14 protein-coding genes are annotated in these 17,634 nt (G+C 32.3%); all 14 read left to right on the top strand.

Going from position 1 to position 17,634, the window contains the following annotated elements; genetic code table 11:
• The first annotated feature begins 103 nt into the window (after positions 1-103).
• Positions 104-943, top strand: a complete 840-nt coding sequence (locus ACN0WI_RS10300; RefSeq protein ID WP_417886692.1) for a CHC2 zinc finger domain-containing protein — start codon at positions 104-106, stop codon at positions 941-943.
• A gap of 72 nt (positions 944-1,015) precedes the next feature.
• Positions 1,016-1,315 carry a mobilization protein MbpA gene (gene mbpA, locus ACN0WI_RS10295; protein ID WP_417886691.1) on the top strand — a complete coding sequence of 100 codons (300 nt, stop codon included), beginning with the start codon at positions 1,016-1,018 and terminating at the stop codon, positions 1,313-1,315.
• Complete coding sequence (locus ACN0WI_RS10290) at positions 1,312-2,157, top strand: relaxase/mobilization nuclease domain-containing protein (protein ID WP_417886690.1); 846 nt, start codon at positions 1,312-1,314, stop codon at positions 2,155-2,157. Before mbpA ends, ACN0WI_RS10290 begins: the two co-directional genes overlap by 4 nt.
• A 4-nt stretch (positions 2,158-2,161) precedes the next feature.
• Positions 2,162-2,599, top strand: a complete 438-nt coding sequence (locus tag ACN0WI_RS10285) for a DUF6730 family protein (protein ID WP_417886689.1) — start codon at positions 2,162-2,164, stop codon at positions 2,597-2,599.
• A gap of 85 nt (positions 2,600-2,684) precedes the next feature.
• A complete protein-coding gene (locus ACN0WI_RS10280; RefSeq protein ID WP_417886687.1) occupies positions 2,685-3,578 on the top strand; it encodes a hypothetical protein in 894 nt (297 codons plus the stop codon).
• A 108-nt stretch (positions 3,579-3,686) separates the two neighbouring features.
• The gene (locus ACN0WI_RS10275) at positions 3,687-4,031 is read left to right on the top strand and encodes a hypothetical protein (protein ID WP_417886685.1); all 345 of its coding nucleotides are present in this window, start codon (positions 3,687-3,689) and stop codon (positions 4,029-4,031) included.
• Between the two features lie 227 nt (positions 4,032-4,258).
• Entirely contained in the window at positions 4,259-4,483 is a 225-nt protein-coding gene (locus ACN0WI_RS10270; protein ID WP_417886684.1) for a type II toxin-antitoxin system ParD family antitoxin, read from the top strand.
• A complete protein-coding gene (locus ACN0WI_RS10265) occupies positions 4,483-4,776 on the top strand; it encodes a type II toxin-antitoxin system RelE/ParE family toxin (protein WP_417886683.1) in 294 nt (97 codons plus the stop codon). Before ACN0WI_RS10270 ends, ACN0WI_RS10265 begins: the two co-directional genes overlap by 1 nt.
• A 308-nt stretch (positions 4,777-5,084) precedes the next feature.
• A complete protein-coding gene (locus tag ACN0WI_RS10260; RefSeq protein WP_417886682.1) occupies positions 5,085-7,223 on the top strand; it encodes a type I restriction-modification system subunit M in 2,139 nt (712 codons plus the stop codon).
• Complete coding sequence (locus tag ACN0WI_RS10255) at positions 7,223-8,494, top strand: restriction endonuclease subunit S (RefSeq protein ID WP_417886681.1); 1,272 nt, start codon at positions 7,223-7,225, stop codon at positions 8,492-8,494. The genes ACN0WI_RS10260 and ACN0WI_RS10255 overlap by 1 nt, the downstream gene beginning before the upstream one ends.
• 41 nt (positions 8,495-8,535) lie before the next feature.
• A complete protein-coding gene (locus tag ACN0WI_RS10250; RefSeq protein ID WP_417886680.1) occupies positions 8,536-10,371 on the top strand; it encodes a DUF262 domain-containing protein in 1,836 nt (611 codons plus the stop codon).
• Between the two features lie 4 nt (positions 10,372-10,375).
• Positions 10,376-12,700 carry a DUF262 domain-containing protein gene (locus tag ACN0WI_RS10245; protein ID WP_417886679.1) on the top strand — a complete coding sequence of 775 codons (2,325 nt, stop codon included), beginning with the start codon at positions 10,376-10,378 and terminating at the stop codon, positions 12,698-12,700.
• Position 12,701: 1 nt separating this feature from the next.
• A complete protein-coding gene (locus ACN0WI_RS10240; protein WP_417886678.1) occupies positions 12,702-16,004 on the top strand; it encodes a type I restriction endonuclease subunit R in 3,303 nt (1,100 codons plus the stop codon).
• Between the two features lie 856 nt (positions 16,005-16,860).
• Positions 16,861-17,634: an alpha/beta fold hydrolase gene (locus ACN0WI_RS10235; RefSeq protein ID WP_417886676.1), complete on the top strand. Its 774-nt coding sequence runs from the start codon at positions 16,861-16,863 to the stop codon at positions 17,632-17,634.

Genomic DNA, 17,634 nt, shown 5'->3' with positions numbered 1-17,634 from the left:
GTAACTAATAAAATTAGGTTACCTAAAATTTAAAAAACTCATTATCAAATAATTAAATCACTTAGGTAACTAGGTAAGCATTAAATGAAAATCTAGAGAAGTCATGAATTGTAAAAAAGCGAAAAACATAAATTTAACAGCTGTTTTGAAAAAAATAGGTGCTAGGGAAATGAAAAAAAATAATCATGAAATTTGGTATTTAAGCCCTTTCCGAAATGAACAAAAGGCGTCATTCAAGATTAATCTAAAAAAAAATACATGGTATGATTTCGGATTTGGCAGTGGAGGAACTGTAATCGATTTAGTAATGAGACTTCAAAATTGTACAATTTCGGAAGCACTTTTATTCCTAAGCGATAGTAACTATTCTTTTTCTTTTCACCAGCAAAAATCTCTTGATAAATCTGCTGAGAAAATAAACATAATAAAGAGTATGCCTATTAAGCATAATGCCTTAAAAGGATATCTAAAAGAGCGAAAAATTGATCTACATGTAGCTCAGCAATTTTGTTACGAAGTTAATTACAGTTTTAGAGGTAAAACTTATTTTTCTATCGGTCTTAAAAATCGATTGGGTGGATATGAACTTCGAAATAAGTTTTTCAAAAATAGTAGTTCTCCAAAGACTATAAGTTTAATCCAAAATAATAAATCTAACTTGATTGTTTGCGAAGGAATGTTCGACTTTCTTTCACTTATTTGTTACAAGCCTATTTTGATTAAAAAAGCCGATTTCCTTATTCTAAACTCACTCTCCTTTATTGCTGAATTGAAAAACTATTATCAAAAATATGATTGTATAGAACTGTATTTAGACCGTGATAATTCCGGCAAAAATGCCACTAAAACACTCCTAGAGCAAAGCTCAAAATGTTTTGATATGTCTCTTTTATATGAAGGTTTTACCGATATAAATGGATGGTGGATGAATTACAAAAATTAACTAATGCGTTAGCATTTCGAGATGTGTCCTTGTCAGGACAATCTCGCTTTGTTCTCGTTGATCACAAAGATTATGAAAGCAACAACCAAAATAGAATTCAGAACTACGAAGTACCAGAAAAAATTAATTGCCATAAGAGCTAAAAAATGTGGTTTAAGTGTGAGTGAATTTTGTAGGCGTTCTGCACTGGATAAAAAAATTACGGAGCGTTTAAGTGATGAGCAAATTGAAATCTATAAAATGCTCATTCGCTATAATCTCAATTTTACGCGAATAAGTAATATGTTCAAAAAAAGAAATCCAGCACTTTCCAAGGAAGTCGAGAAACTTACAATTCAAATAAAAAATGAACTTCAGAAGTTTAAAGGATGATCGGCAAAGGAAAAAGTATTTCGCATACCAAGGCTTCTATGCAATACGGTTGGAACAATGAAAAAGAAGCTGAAATAGTTTATCGTAATAATCTTATTGGGCATACTCCTGAAGAACTTTCAAAAGAATTCAGATATATCCAGCGCTTAAATGACAACTGCTATAGAAACACTATAAGTTTTGTTTTAAGTCCAACTATAGCCGATAAAACTAAGTTAGATAATAAAATGCTCCATGCTATTTGTAAAGAATTTAGTCGGAAAATGGAATTAGGAGATCGCCAGGCAATTGGATTTTTGCACAGAGACAAGCACCACACCCATATCCATTTGTATTCTAATCGGATAGATTTTGATGGCTCAGCCTATGACGATTCTTTCATTGGAAAAAAATCCCAAAGAATGGCTGCAGAAACAGCTTCTAAACTTGGCCTGGAGACGGTACAATCTGTATTAGAAAAAAATAAGTTAAGGACGAAAGTCGAACGTCAACTAATCTACAATCATCATTTGCAAATCTTAAAAGTAAAGCCTAAAAGTATTACAGACTATGTAGAATTAATGAGACAAAATAAGATTGATGTACAACCAGTGATTAATGCTGCTAACAAATTGCAGGGTTTTACCTTCAATTACTCCAATAAGAAGTTTAAAGGTAGTGAGGTACATCGAAACATGAGTGGAAAAAATGTACTTAAAGATTTACTTCAACATTCGATAGCATTCCGAAAAACATTGAGAGATAAAAAAATAAAAATTAATGATCAATACTATGATTTACATGGTTCTCTTGCAAAAATACCTAATGAAACTAAAGAAAAAAATATAACCCTAAAACGTTGATAAAATGGCTAGAATTGAAGATTTAGCTGCATTGCTAACCGAAGAAATTGATGAATTTAAAGGAAGTGTCGAAAGACTAAATGGAATTATAGCGAAAACGAAGACGATAAAATTAGAGCCGGATAATACCAGAATGGTTGAAATTATGCAAAATTTTTCTACTCATCTTCAAGAACTTACTGAGAAACAAAAAGAGGTATCAGATAAGGCGATTGAAAAATTTGAGAATACCTCCTTCTATCCAGCATGGTTTACCAAAACCTTAATTGGATTATTACTATCTGTCTTATTGTTTTCGGGTTATAGCATATATGCGATATCTCGAACAGATCAATTAGAGCAAGATGCCTATGAGAAAGGGAAAAGTGATACTAGTGAATATTTCAAACAATTTTTAAATGAGCACCCTAAAGCACTTGAAGATTTTAAGAATTGGAATTAGTAAAACACAAAACACTTAAAGCTAAATACATAGCTGTATTTTCATATTCAGTAAACGCCTAATACATTATAAAATTTAGAATAAAATGAAATATCCTTGCTTAGAAACAGAATTCAACGAAAATCTGGATAAACAGATTGTTAAGATTATAAACCAATATTGGAAAATTGAGAACAGAACATTTCTTTATTCTCCAACCAAGTTGAGGAATAAATTCGGAATCACCCAACCCAAGTTAAATTCAATTGTAAAGAATAATTCCAAAACAAAGCTATTTTTAGATGAATGTGTTGAATGTAAAAAACCAATTATAATTCCTGTTACAAGCCAATCAACAGCGAAAAGTAAAATCGAAAATCCATATTTTCACTGTTCAGATTGTAGATCTAAATTAGATCCCACTCCATTAAATGATGATTTTACAAGTCCAAAAAATCACCGCTTAAAGTATGCTATAAAAGCTCGTTATTGGAATAAGTTAACCAGAGAGGAATTAGCTGTTTTAAAAAAAGTTATAGAATTTGATAACTATAGATCTTTACAAAAAAAAGTAATTCAAACTAATTTTGAACATTATTGGCCAATTATCGAAAAACTTGACCGATTATCTTTAATAGAAATTCAAAGAGATCCATTACACAACAGAATTCAGAAAATATACTTTCTGCCTGAACTAGCTAATGAGTTAGAAATAAATCGAAAAAATATTGTGTTTACGGAATCGAGCCTGAATTTTAATGTTCCACAAAAACTAAACAGAACAAAAGAAACCCAACCCAATTTTTTAAAACCAATTAAATTTGATAGAGATATAGTCCTAAAAAAAGGGATTGAATATATTTGTAGTATTTGGAATAATCCTGATGGTTCGATAAATTTTGGACTAAAATCTATAGATGAATTGAAAGCCCAAAAAGACAGCACAAAAGGATCTGATCCTAAAACAATTGGAGAAGTAATAAAAGAAATATGGAAATAACTAGGAATTGGCAAGTAGCCATATATAAAGCTCATAAGCCTTTATTCAATTATTTTGGATAAAAATAGAATCAAAAAACCAATCTTTGCCGAACCAAAAAAGAATTAGATGTATCATAAAAACAACAATATTATAATCGGACTATTAAAGCATTCTATTAAGAAAAATACTTTTTACCATTCCGAAGGTTTCAAAATTCATGACCACAATTTTTTTATATATGAATTAGATGTTTCTGGATTTGATGAAGAACTAATCAAAAAGGGAACAGAAGAGCTATGTTCTAATAGTAAGTGGTATAAAATAGGAAATGAACGAGTATATTCTGCCTTTATAAATTATCCGGAGTATAATGTAACGACCCAAAAGCTAAAATTTCAAATTTTAAAAGTTAACCTCATAAAATTCAGAGATTTAGTCTTAGAAGATAAAAAAGTAAGTAACGATTTATAGAAAATAAGGATAATTAGATCTTTATAAAAGTGAGGGATGGTGATTGGGGCAAAATATCCTTTAAAGGACAATAATAAATCTTAAAAAAAATTGAGAGATAAAAAAACAAAAAACTCTCATTAAAATAAAGAGAATCACATTACCGAAAATCAGTAATAGCAATTGCAGGCGAAATAATTTGATTTTAAATTTCAATATATCTATATTTGATATATATAGATATAGTTATGAATATTAGCTTCACAAAAAAACAGGAAGAATACATCTCTAAGCAAGTCGCTTCGGGAGAATATCAAAATAATAGCGAGGTAATTAGAGATGCCCTACGACTTCACGGAATCTATCGTGAAAAAGTAATTCAGGATTTAAGAAAAGAGATTGAGCTTGGTTGGGATGGTCCTGAAAGCCATCAAACGATGGATCAAATTATTGAAGCTAAGAAGAATTCTTAATGGATTACTACATCCTTTCAAAAAAATCAGAAGAAGATATCGAAGCTATTTATGAATTTGGACTTAAAAAATTCGGGAAAGAACAAGCTCTAAACTATTTAATAGAATTGCGTGCTCACTTTGAACTTCTATTAAAAAATCCTGAAATAGGTAAACAACGTCACGAGATTAAAGATGGACTCTACAGTCTACCCTACGCTTCTCACATCATCTTTTATCGGATTCTAAAAGATCATTTAAGAATTGTTAGGGTACTGCATGGAAGTAGAGATATGAGGAAATTTTTAAAGTAAATACTACAATATAAATTGACCGCTATTTGCGGATTTTTCATAAAACATAACGTAATACAATGAAACTAATTAAAGTACTTCTGGAAAAAAGGGTTTAAGCCGTTTTTGCTAGCTGAGTAGTTGGGCAAAAGCTTTAATACCCTTAATAAATACCTGCAAAATAGGTATTAGCCTAGTCTTGAAACCCTATTTAAAATTGGTGAGATTTTCAGGTTAACCAAAAATAGCTTTTAGTCTCAGAGACTGTCAAGTAAAAAAAGATTCAAGAAAAACAGATAATCGAAAAAATAATATTCCTAAATAAGTAAATGACTAACGAACAACTCAACGAACTGGAAGATAAATTATGGGACAGTGCAAATGCTCTACGTGCTTATGGTGGTCTTAAAGCAGCAGATTATGCAGTACCCGTATTGGGATTAATCTTTCTTAAGTTTGCAGATAATAAATACAAACAGCATGAAGACCAAATACTGAAAACATATAGCGCAGAAAAAGGTACTCGTGTAGAACGCAGTATCGATAAGATCGCCATAGCAACCTGTGGATTTTACCTACCAGAAAATGCACGTTTTGAGTATTTGCTTAACCTCCCTGGAAAAATTAAGATGGCTGAAGCCTTACGCGATGCGATGAAAGGGATCGAAAAATATCAAGATGCCAAGTTTCAGGACGTGTTACCTACTGAAGCTTATTTTGATATTGAAAAAAAGAAAGATGATATTTTACCGCAGCTACTTAAAAGCTTTAGCGATATCCCCAGAGATGCCTCTGGTGATGTTTTTGGTAAAATCTATGAATATTTCTTAGGGAAATTTGCCTTGAGTGAAGGGCAAAAAGGTGGCGAGTTCTTTACACCTACCTCTGTGGTGCGGTTTATTGTAGAAGTCATAGAACCTTACAAAGGTAAAATCTATGACCCAGCTTGCGGTTCTGGTGGGATGTTTGTACAATCTGGCTCATTTATACGGGAAGCAAACCAGGACCTTAATGATATCTATGTATGTGGTCAAGAATATATGGGTGAGACCGTAAGACTGGCAAAAATGAACTTATTGGTAAACAACCTACGTGGTGAGATTTATGAAACCAACTCGTATGAAAACGACCCACATAACAGCTATGGTGCCTTTGATTATGTAATGGCAAATCCACCATTTAATGTCAAATCGGTAAAAGAAAGTACTGTTAAAAACGATAAGCGTTTCTATGAGTACGGCTTACCAAAAAATAAAGGCAAAAAAGACGATAAAATAAGTGATGCTAACTATCTCTGGATTTCGCTATTTGCCACCTCGTTAAATGCCACAGGTCGTGCAGGCTTTGTAATGCCTAACAGTGCCAGCGATGCCCGAAACTCAGAGTACGATATACGCAAGAAAATAGTAGATAGCGGCATTGTAGACTGTATGGTTAGTATGCCGTCTAATATGTTTTTTACGGTAACACTGCCGGCTACGCTTTGGTTTTTTGATAAGGCAAAAGTACAGACCGACCGCAGGGATAAAATTCTTTTTATAGATGCCCGCAATGTATATAAACAAATAGACCGCGCACACCGTGAGTGGACAGAAGAAAACCAACTTAACCTTGCCGCCATCGTGCGTTTGTATCGTGGCGAGCAAGAGCGTTACCTGTCATTAATTAATCACTACATCACAAAAGCACGTACCGCGAGTGAGGCCGTAAAAACGCATAAAGAAGGTTTAGGAAAGGAATTAAACAAACTGGTAGATAATCTTACCGCTTACGCGAAAACGTCTAAAGAAGAAAAACACACGCCTGCAAAAAAGAAAGTGCTGGCCGAAACTGACTTTTACAACAAACTGGAATCCTTCGAACTAAAAAAACCTGTGCAGAGTGGAGTCGAAGTGCCTGAAGCTAACGAAACGCTTATTGAGGCTTCAATGTTTGCCTCTGGTGAAGTACCTCTAGATAACGAGGCACAAAAGCAAGCAACGCTGCATTTACAGTTTAAAGTTACCCAAAATAATAATGACGCTACAGTACTTAAAAAAGATAGTAAAACCATAGTCGATTTATATAAAATAGCCGATAAGAATCTAAAGCTCAAAAACGATAAACAATGGTCCGGTCACAACCTCTCACGAGCAGATAAACCGCTAGAAGAAGCTTTACAAGTATATATAGAAGCCATAGAACAAGAAGCCTACTGGGTCGAGCAAATTACCTGGCTACAAGACCGTTTCCCAGAAGCGGAATATAAAGATGTGGTGGGCTTGTGTAAAATGGCAAGTAAGGAAGAATATGTAGAAGAACAGGATTATTCCTTAAATGCTGGAAGATACGTAGGAGTTGAAATTGAAGAGGATAATACTTCAGTTGAAGAATTCCGTAAAAAACTAACCTCTTATAAAAGAAAGCTATCCGTATTAAATACTCAAGCTTTAGAGTTGATGGAAGTAATTGAAAATTCAAATATATAATGTCAGTATTCAAAGAGTATAAGTTGGATGAATTATATGAAATTGGTTCAGGATTATCAAAGTCTGCGGATCAGTTTGGATTTGGTCAACCGTTTCTATCTTTTTCGGATGTTTTTTGGAATTATTTTGTACCAGAAAAACTTAGTCAGCTAGTTAATTCAAATGAAAAAGAACAGCTGAATCATTCTGTAAAGAAAGGTGATGTTTTTCTGACCAGAACAAGTGAAACTATTGAAGAACTTGGAATGAGCACTGTTGCTCTTAAAGATTACCCTAATGCAACTTTTAATGGTTTTACAAAAAGATTAAGACCAAAAACTGATGATGTAGTTCACCCTAGATTTATAGGATATTATTTAAGAAGCCCATATTTTAGGGCAGAAGTGACCGCTTATTCTACGCTTACAACAAGAGCTAGCTTAAATAATGGAATTATCGAACGACTAAAAGTTAAATTACCAAGTTTTGAACTTCAAAAAAAAATCGCTTCAATCCTCTCAGCCTACGACGACCTCATAGAAAACAACAACCGGCGCATCCAGCTATTAGAAGAAATGGCAAGCGAAATCTATAAAGAATGGTTTGTACGCTTACGTTTTCCTGGTTATGAAAATATTGTTTACAGAGATAAAGATGGTAAAGAAATAGATAGAGAAAATGCTGATGCGATTCCTTATGGGTGGAAAAATGGAGTTATTGGCGATTTTGTTGAGTTCAAAAAAGGTAAGAACATAACAAAAAATACGGTAAAAGAAGGTAATATACCAGTTGTAGCAGGTGGATTAACTCCAGCATATTTTCATAATAAAGCAAATACTAAAAGTCCAACCATGACTATTAGCGCTTCTGGAGCAAATGCAGGTTTTGTAAACTTGTATTACGAAAATATATGGGCTTCAGATTGCTCATACTTGGACTCAACAATGTCTGAGTTATTTTATTATTTCTATTTGACTTTAAAGACAAGACAGAAAGAAATTTTCCATTTACAAAGAGGCGCTGCACAACCACACGTTTATCCGAATGATATTATGGGATTAGATTTAGTTTTTCCAGATAAAAATACCGTGTATGATTTTGAAGAACTAATTCAACCATTTATGGACGAAATTGGAATTCTTCAATCTAAAAACCAAGTCCTCCAAGAAACCAGAGATTTACTATTGCCACGTTTAATAAGTGGTAAGCTTTCTGTCGAGCATTTGCTGGACGAAGAGAGGTTATCAATGGCGGCAGAGCCTGCAGCGGTTTATGAAACTAACAAAGAGTAATTGGTCTACACGTTGTTGACCAATATAAATTAAATAGAATAATGAGCAGTACGACCGCGTTTATAGAATTATTTGGAAAAGACTTTGTGATACCTCATTATCAAAGAGGATATCGTTGGGAAAAACAAGAAGTAACAGAGTTACTTGATGATATATGGTACTTTTCAAAAACTGCGAATAATGGCGAGTTTTACTGTCTACAGCCTATAGTTGTTCAGAAAACAAAAGAAGGAGAAGACTCTTATAACGTTCTTGACGGACAGCAGAGACTTACTACACTTTTTCTAATAATCACCTATCTAGAAGAACGAAGGTTTGAAGATGGATACCATCAAGAACTTTTCACACTCAACTATGAGACTAGACCAGAAAGTGAAATTTATCTGAAACAAGGTGAATTCAAGAATGGAATTGATGATTCCAATATTGACTTTTATCACATCTCTAAAAGTTACGATTATATAAATAAGTGGTTTTCAAGTCACGCAGGAGCAAAGAATAAACTAATTCCAATTCTTCTAGATATTACTGATGTAGGTAATAAAAATATTCGTTTTATCTGGTATGAAGTAGCAGCGACAACAAATCCTATAGACGTATTCATCCGGCTTAATGTTGGTAAGATACCGCTTACAGACGCAGAGCTTATTAAAGCCTTATTGCTACAGAGTGATAAATATACTGAAGAAGAATTGCCTTTTAATAAAATGAGATTGTTTCAAATCGCTTCTGAATGGGACAATATAGAGTACACCTTACAGTATGAAGAGTTTTGGTATTTCTTAAATAATACTGAGAATACAAAAGCGACAAATATCGAATTTATTTTTGATGCCATTGCAAATAAGATTTTAAAGGAAAAAAAATACTTTGAATCTAAAAACTTTAAGCACGCAACGTTTTTAATATTATCTAAATACTTAGATGATATAATTTCAAATGAAGGTTTTTCAAGAATTGATGCGGTAAAACATATTTGGGAAAAAGTCATTGAATACTTTGAGTATTATAAAGAGTGGTTTAATAACCGAAAATTATACCATTATATCGGTTACTTAATTGAATTAAAAAGCGCATCGATAATTGACATATTGATCACTCAATCAAAGAGTTTAACAAAAGATGCCTTTGAGGAATATTTAATAGAAGAAATAGGAAAAATTATTCGTGTTTCAAAAATTAGGAAGAACAAAAACGGTGAAGATGTAAAAGTAGGCTTAAAAGATTTATGTTACGAAAATGAAGATAGTAATAGTAATGATAAGCCATTAATTACCAGCATTCTTCTGCTCCATAATGTAGTAAGCACTCTAAACTCTGAAAAGGAAAAGGCAAAATTTCCATTTCATTTATATAAAAAAACTACTGGAAACGAAAAATGGAGTTTAGAACACATTCACGCTCAGAACTCTAATTCAATATCCAACGCAGACCATCAAAACACTTGGTTAAGAGACCACATCAAGTCTTTAAAAAATCTTAATAAGCCTTCTTACAAAGAGCTTTTAAAGCGAATGAAAAATGCACTTAAAGATGAAGATTTAGAAAAAGAAACATTCGATGCTATTTATTATGAAGTTTATAAGTTGATGAATGAAGAATCTGGTCTAAATGAGACTAATGCACATCTTATAGAAAACTTATGTCTCATTGATAAAAACACAAATAGTCAATTAAACAACTCCGTATTTGATGTAAAAAGGGAAAAAATAAAAAAGAGAGAACTTCAAGGATTTTACATACCTATTTGCTCAAGAAACGTATTCCTTAAAGCGTATACAGATTACCCAAAAAATAATGCCTACTGGTCAAAACAAGACCGCAAAGGATATTTGAAGAGTATAAAGAAAACGTACAAAACCTTTGTTAAAGAATAAATCTATGACTTACACTTTTTATCAATTATTAGAGAACAATACAGTCAAGATTCCACTGATTCAAAGGGATTATGCTCAAGGCAGAACTTCTGTGAAAGATTTACGAAACAGCTTTATTGAAAAGATTAAAAAAATAATCAATGGTGAAGATGAAAAATTAAATCTCGATTTTGTCTACGGCTATACAGCTCAAAGTGAAAAGGATAAAACCGATTTTATACCGTTGGACGGACAGCAACGACTTACAACCTTATGGCTGTTACACTGGTATTTTGCCTATAAAAAAGGTGTTCTTTCTTCTAAGGAGGAAAATACAATCCCTAACATACTTTCAAAATTCACGTATGAGACGAGAATCTCATCTACTCGCTTTTGTGAAAAATTAGTATTTAATGCAAAAGATGTGAATCAAATCAGCGATTCATTAAAAGACACTATTATTAATATGCCTTGGTTTATGTCATCTTGGAAGAACGACCCAACCATAACGGCAATGCTTATAATGCTCGACACAATTCATGAAAAATTAAAAGATTGTGAGAACGGTTGGTATAAATTAACCAATCAAAACGTCATAACCTTTGATTACATAGATATAAAATCAAACGAGTTTAAGCTTACCGACGAGTTATATATTAAAATGAACTCAAGAGGTAAACCACTTACTCCATTTGAAAACTTCAAGGCTATATTTTCACAACTTTTAAGTGAAAAGGAAACAGATTACTTTAATGAAAAATTATCTTACGAAAACAGTAAAGTTACTTACCAGCAATATTTTGCTTTTCTCGTGGATGGTAAATGGACAGACTTATTTTGGGATTATAGAGAAAAAACTGAAAGTTCTTTAGATAGTAATTTTCTTAATTTCTTCTATTATATAGCAGAAATGCTTCACTATTCACAAAATAAAGAAAATAGTTTTGAAAGAAATTTTGAGTCTCTGAAAAGAACTTACTTTAAGAAGTCAAATGTTGATTTTTTATTTAATTCACTCAATTTTTTATCAGACTTAGATAACATCCAGGATTTCTTTAATTCCATTTTTAGCACAAAATCCTATGAAGAAGATAAGGTTCGACTTTTCGATGAAAATAACACAGATTTATTCTTAAAATCATTTTCAACTAGCTCTTTTGATGTTCAGCAACGCGTATTGCTATTTGGGATATTACATTTATGCATAGAAACGAGTTCAACTATAGGAGATTCTAGAATTACCGATTTCACTCGGATATTAAGAAATCTATTACTAAGAGTAAGACAAGCAAATAACTCAAAAAGGATAGAAATAATATCAAATCTTCGTCTACCTAATTTCTTCGACTATTCCAAATTTGTATTTAAATACACTAAAAAAATTAAAGAAGAAACATCAAAAAGTACATTCCAAATTTTTACTGAAAACTCCTATAAAGGTTTTACGAAAGATGCAATTAAATCAGAACAAAATAAAATAAAAATAATAGTAGATAATCCTCATTCCAAAACAGCCATACTCAAATTAGATGACCATAAATACATTCAAGGTATTTCTGATGTGTTTAATCTTGAAGTAAATAATATTTCAGAATACGTAGAGGTTTTCTATGCTTTATGGAGTTTGGATGAAATCAACAATTCACAATTAGTGAGAGCTTTACTAACTAAAGGGGATTTTTCAGTAGAAACTCATTACTATTCTAGTCTAGGAGTAATAAAATATTTCGGGACTGATGGTTACTGGAATCGCATTTTAGCACCACTAGATAAAGATGAATTACTTCAGAACAACCAAACAATTAATAAATTCATTGAAGATTATATTTCCTCAGATAAAGAAACAGTAAAAGAAAAGATATCTGACATAATTAGTAGTTATTCTTCAAAAGAGAAAAATTGGAGATATTACTTCATTAATTATAGTCAGATAACATCAAGTTATTATGATAGGTTCAATGTATTTACTTGGGGCGATAAAGATGGTTTTAGTATAAACAGTTTGGGTAATTCTGGCAAACAACCATTAGCTTCATATCACTTAAATCCATACTTGATAGCGATAGAAAAAAAACTAAATAAAGACGGTGTAAAGAGCCCTAAAGTGAGACTTTGTTCAGGCAGATATACTGATGACTTAAGCTGCATTGCATTACCTAACAAAGTTTTGCTCTTTATTGATGACGGATATTTTGAAATATATAATCTCAAAAAACACAAAGGCTTTGAAGTATTGAAAAATGAGTTTAAGCTTGAAGGTAATGATACATTTCATATCCTAAAAGAAACAAAGACAAAAGATAAAATAGAAATAGCGGTAGATTTCTGTAAACGATTGATAGAATTATAATATGGCATTTTTAAACGAATCACACATAGAAGAAGCAGACATCCAGTTCTTTTTAGAGAATCTGGAATATGATGCACACATCGATGCCTGGGAGAAGAAACTAGTTGGGCGTAAAAACTTGAAGGATGTTGTGCTGCGTGACCGTTTAAAAATGAAGCTCATAGACCTTAATCCAAATCTGCCACTTGATGCGATAGATGAAGCCATACACGAGCTTTGCAAAAGCAGAGCGATGGTGACACCTACACTTGCCAACAAAGAAGTGTATGAGCTTATTAAAACAGGTGTTCCAGTTACCATCAAAAATCACGAAAACAGAGAAGAAAATACCTATGTAAAAGTCATTGATTTTGAAAACTCTGTAAATAATGACTTTGTCGTAATGAGCCAGTTGTCCATTCTGTATCAGTCCATAGGTACAGACTACGACCACCCCACCAGACGTCCAGACTTACTCTTATATATAAATGGACTACCGCTGGTAATGATAGAGCTTAAAAACGCTACTGAGAAAATTAAATCTGGATATGATTTAAATCTAAGACGGTATAAACGAGATATTCCACAGCTATTCTGGTACAATTGTTTTGTATGTATTTCTAATGGTATTCAAACACGCGTGGGTGCTTTTAATGCTCCTTGGGAACATTTCTTTTCTTGGATAAAACTACAAGATACCGCTGTCACTCACGACCAGATGAATCGTCTGGAAGTGGAAGCTGAAAGTAAAAACACTAAAAACAGATTAAGCTTAAAACTCTTTGGAGAAGGACTTTGTACTAAGAAAAACCTTTTAGATTACTTTGAAAATTTTGTGCTCTACCATAAAAATAAAGTCAAGATTATTGCTAAAAACCATCAATATCTTGGTGTGAATAATGCGATTGTTTCTTTAGAAAATAAGGAAGATAAAGAAGGGAAGTTGGGTGTGTTTTGGCATACACAAGGTTCGGGAAAATCGTACTCAATGATTTTCTTTTCACGAAAAGTGCAACGCAAGGTCACTGGGAATTGGTCTTTTATAATTGTAACAGACCGTAAGGATTTGGACGACCAGATTTATAGAAACTTTGTGGAGACAGAAACCATAACAGAGACTAAAGAGCAAACGGAAAATTATTATAGACCGCTTTCGCGAAAGCGATTACGGGAATATCTCCAGTCCAACAGAACTTTTCTATTCTCATTGATACATAAGTTCGGTATTGAAAAAGGTAAAACCTACCCCAAATTAACAGACAGAGATAACTGGATTATCATTGTAGATGAAGCACATAGAACACAGTACAAAGGCTACGGAGAAAATATGCGTATTGCGATGCCAAATGGCCAGTACATTGCCTTTACAGGAACACCTTTATTACGCAGTGAATTAACCAAAGACTGGTTTGGAGATTATGTGTCTGAGTACAATTTTGCTCAAAGTATAGAAGACGGAGCAACTGTACCGCTCTATTATAAAAAGAGCGTGCCACGAGTAGAGCAAGTAAATGAAGATTTAGTAGGAGATGCAGCTCGAATATTAGAAGACGAACACTTAACCGAAGAACAGAAAAAACAACTCGACCGCGAGTATTCTACACTCTTACAAGTCGTACGTAGAGAAGACCGTTTGCAAGAAATAGCCAAACATATTGTACAGCATTATCCCTATCGTTTAGATGTAGAAGATGATGAGAAAAACCGCAGACCTATGAAGGCTATGGTGGTTTGTATCGATAAGTTTACAGCAGTACGGATGTATGAATTTGTACAAACTGCGCAAAAAGAAGAAATAAAAGAGCTGCGTAAAAAAATAGCTAAATCTCGAAATCCTGAAGAGATAGAACGCTACAAACGTGCTATCGCTTTTATGGATGAGACGCGTATGAGTGCTGTAATAAGTCTGGAGGGAACTGAAACTGAAGAAAAACTAAAGTTTGAAAAGGAAGGTTTAAATATTTCTCCACACCGCAAACTGATGGAATATCCAGATGAAGACGGCCGTAACATTGAAGATTATTTTAAAGATCCTAATAGTACCTATAGAATTGTTTTTATAACGGCAATGTGGTTAACAGGATTTGATGCACCTGCTGTTTCAACTTTATATTTAGATAAGCCACTTCAAAATCATACATTAATGCAAACCATTGCGCGTGCAAATCGTGTTTTGCCAGGCAAAAAGAATGGATTAGTCATTGATTACTTTGGCGTATTTAGAAACCTTAGAAAAGCACTAGCAGCTTATGCAGAAGGAACAAAAGGAAAAGACAATGGAGATGAAGATGAATTCCCGGTTAAAGAATTTGAAGAACTGCTAGAACTATTAGAACAAGGTATAACAGAGGCAAAAGCATATTGCTTATCACTTGATGCAAATATAGATGCTATTTTAAACTTAGGAGACCGTGGTTTTAAAGAAGTAGAACTATTTCAAGAATATGCAGATAAAATTTTAGAAAAAGATGAATATAAAAAGCAGCTAGGTCTGTTCGTTAACACCATAGTTGGCTTATACGATTCAGCAAAACCAGAAATATATAGCTATCCTAAAATCAAGAAAGAACGAGACGTTCTTGAGTATCTCAAAAAAGTAGTAGATCGCAATGTAGACGCAGATGAAGCTATAGAACGAGCTAAAGAAAAATTAAATGCCTTATTAGATTCGAGCGTTTTAGGAAAGGGTGATTTACGTGAAGCCTCAGAACGATATATCATCGATACTTCTAAACAAGTCGATTTAAGTAAGCTAGATTTTGCGAGATTGCGTGAAGACTTCCCAGAAAAGAAACACAAGAACATAGCTTTTGCAGATTTGCGAGAATTGATGGAAATCAAACTTAAACAAATGCTTGCTCAAAACACTACTAGAGGCTCTTTTTTAGAGCGATTTGATAAAATAATTGAAGATTACAATGCAGGTAGCTTATCTATAGAAGAAGCTTATGAAGAATTAGTTAAACAAGCTAAAGACCTTTCTGACGAACAAGAACGTGCTGCCAAAAATGGAATGACTGAGGAAGAGCTAGAACTCTTTGATTTGCTCAAAAAAGACAAGCTTACTAAAGAAGAAGAGAAAAATGTAAAGCTAGCAGCTTCACATTTATTGCAAATCCTTTTTGACTCCAATAATAAGATTCTAATTCAAGAGTGGCATAAAGAGAAAACAACTCAAGAAGTTGTAAGACAAGAAATAAGCAAAATTCTCAATAAAGATTTACCTCAAAGTTATAATCGTGATATCTTCTCACAAAAAACAGATGCAATATTTCAACATTTCTATCAATTAGCAGAGTTAGGTAAAGGATTTGCGTCTTTATAAGAATCAACCTAATATCACTAAAATTAATTAATGTGAATTGGACATTAGTAGCCTTTGGAGCGTATTTTGAAGAAATTGATTTCAGAAAGAGACCATTTAGTCGATTTAAAAAAGATATTTTTAAAAAAATTAAAGATCATATCTAGACTTAATTGAGACTCACTATGATAATTGAGATCAATTTTCATTAAGTGTTTTAAATATCCGTACCTCATATGTATCTCACTCCCACTCTAAACACCTATAAAATAACGGAAACAAGATATTGTATCGGGAAATAAATTAAGTTTATACTTGGTGTTTTTAGGTGAAAGATAAAGAATTAGATATTATAGCTCTTTTTAATTCACTTTGATAATTCTTATTATAGACATAAAATTGAGGAAAATAATGAATCTTCTATAAACAAGATTTTTAGTATTTCTAAATAGGTTTATCTTTTTGAAGCATCTAAAATTCAGTAAAGAATTTTATTTTATAAATGACCGTAATAAGTTTACACTCCTTAAAATTTTAAAGTTCTTCATTTTATCTATAGAATCTATCAAAACTTTAATTAATTCATCAATAACGTTAGTTTATTTACGCTGTATAGTATTTATAATTTTTAATCGTAAAGCGATCGATGTAAAAGTTTATCGCAAACGAAATTATACTCTGAGGGATTTCTAATTGATTATTCAAAAATCGCTTGAACAATTTAGATAAATTGAATTAGAAAGTATTCAATATTACTTCGTAATACCTAACAAATTGAAATTAAGTAAATTAAAATTCATTTTATTAAAAAAAATCACTAATTTTTAAATGTTAATACAATTCAATTTACAGTTCTAACAAGATATTAATATTTCAAGTGAATTATATTTTTAAAGGAAAAGAAAGAGGAACTATCGTCTGTATTCACGGAAATTCCTCATCAGCTAAAGTTTATGATGATTTATTAAAGTCTACAGCAATTTTACAAACTAAAATAGCTATAGACTTATTGGGACACGGAAATAACCAACCCGATAATGTAGACTTCAATAAATACTCTTTTAGTGCTCAACGGCAATTCTTGTTGGAGAATATTAAAGACATTGATGATGAGATTCTATTAATTGGAAATTCTATGGGAGGTCATTTAGCTATTGAAATTTCAACTGAAATCCCTCAATTAAAAGGTTTGGTAATTATGGGGACTCCTCCCTTAAAAAATCCTGTAAATATTGAAGAGGCGTTTATACCGGTAGTTGCTTTAAATACTTTTTTAACTGTAAACCCGAATGAAGATGAGATTAGAAAAACGCTTGGTGAAGTTATTTTAAATAGGTCAAAAATAGACTTAGTAACTCATGATTTTAAAAAAGCAAATCCTCTTGTAAGAAAAGCTCTAGCTATAGATTTGATGGAGAATAGGTTATTTAACCAATATTCAATATTTACAGAGCTTAATTTACCTAAATATATAATTAGTGGAGACGCTGATCTTTCAGTAAATAGGGAATATTTAGAAAGAGTTAAAAATGCTAGTAATGATTCTTGTAAAATCATAGATATTCAAAATTGCGGACATTACCCGAGTCTTGATCAACCTTTTGAATTTATAAATATTATAAAAAAAATAGCGCCGGAAATATTTGACTAA

It is taken from the genome of Zunongwangia sp., from assembly GCF_048269745.1.
Lineage (GTDB): Bacteria > Bacteroidota > Bacteroidia > Flavobacteriales > Flavobacteriaceae > Zunongwangia.
This window is presented reverse-complemented; position numbering and strand designations above follow the sequence as displayed.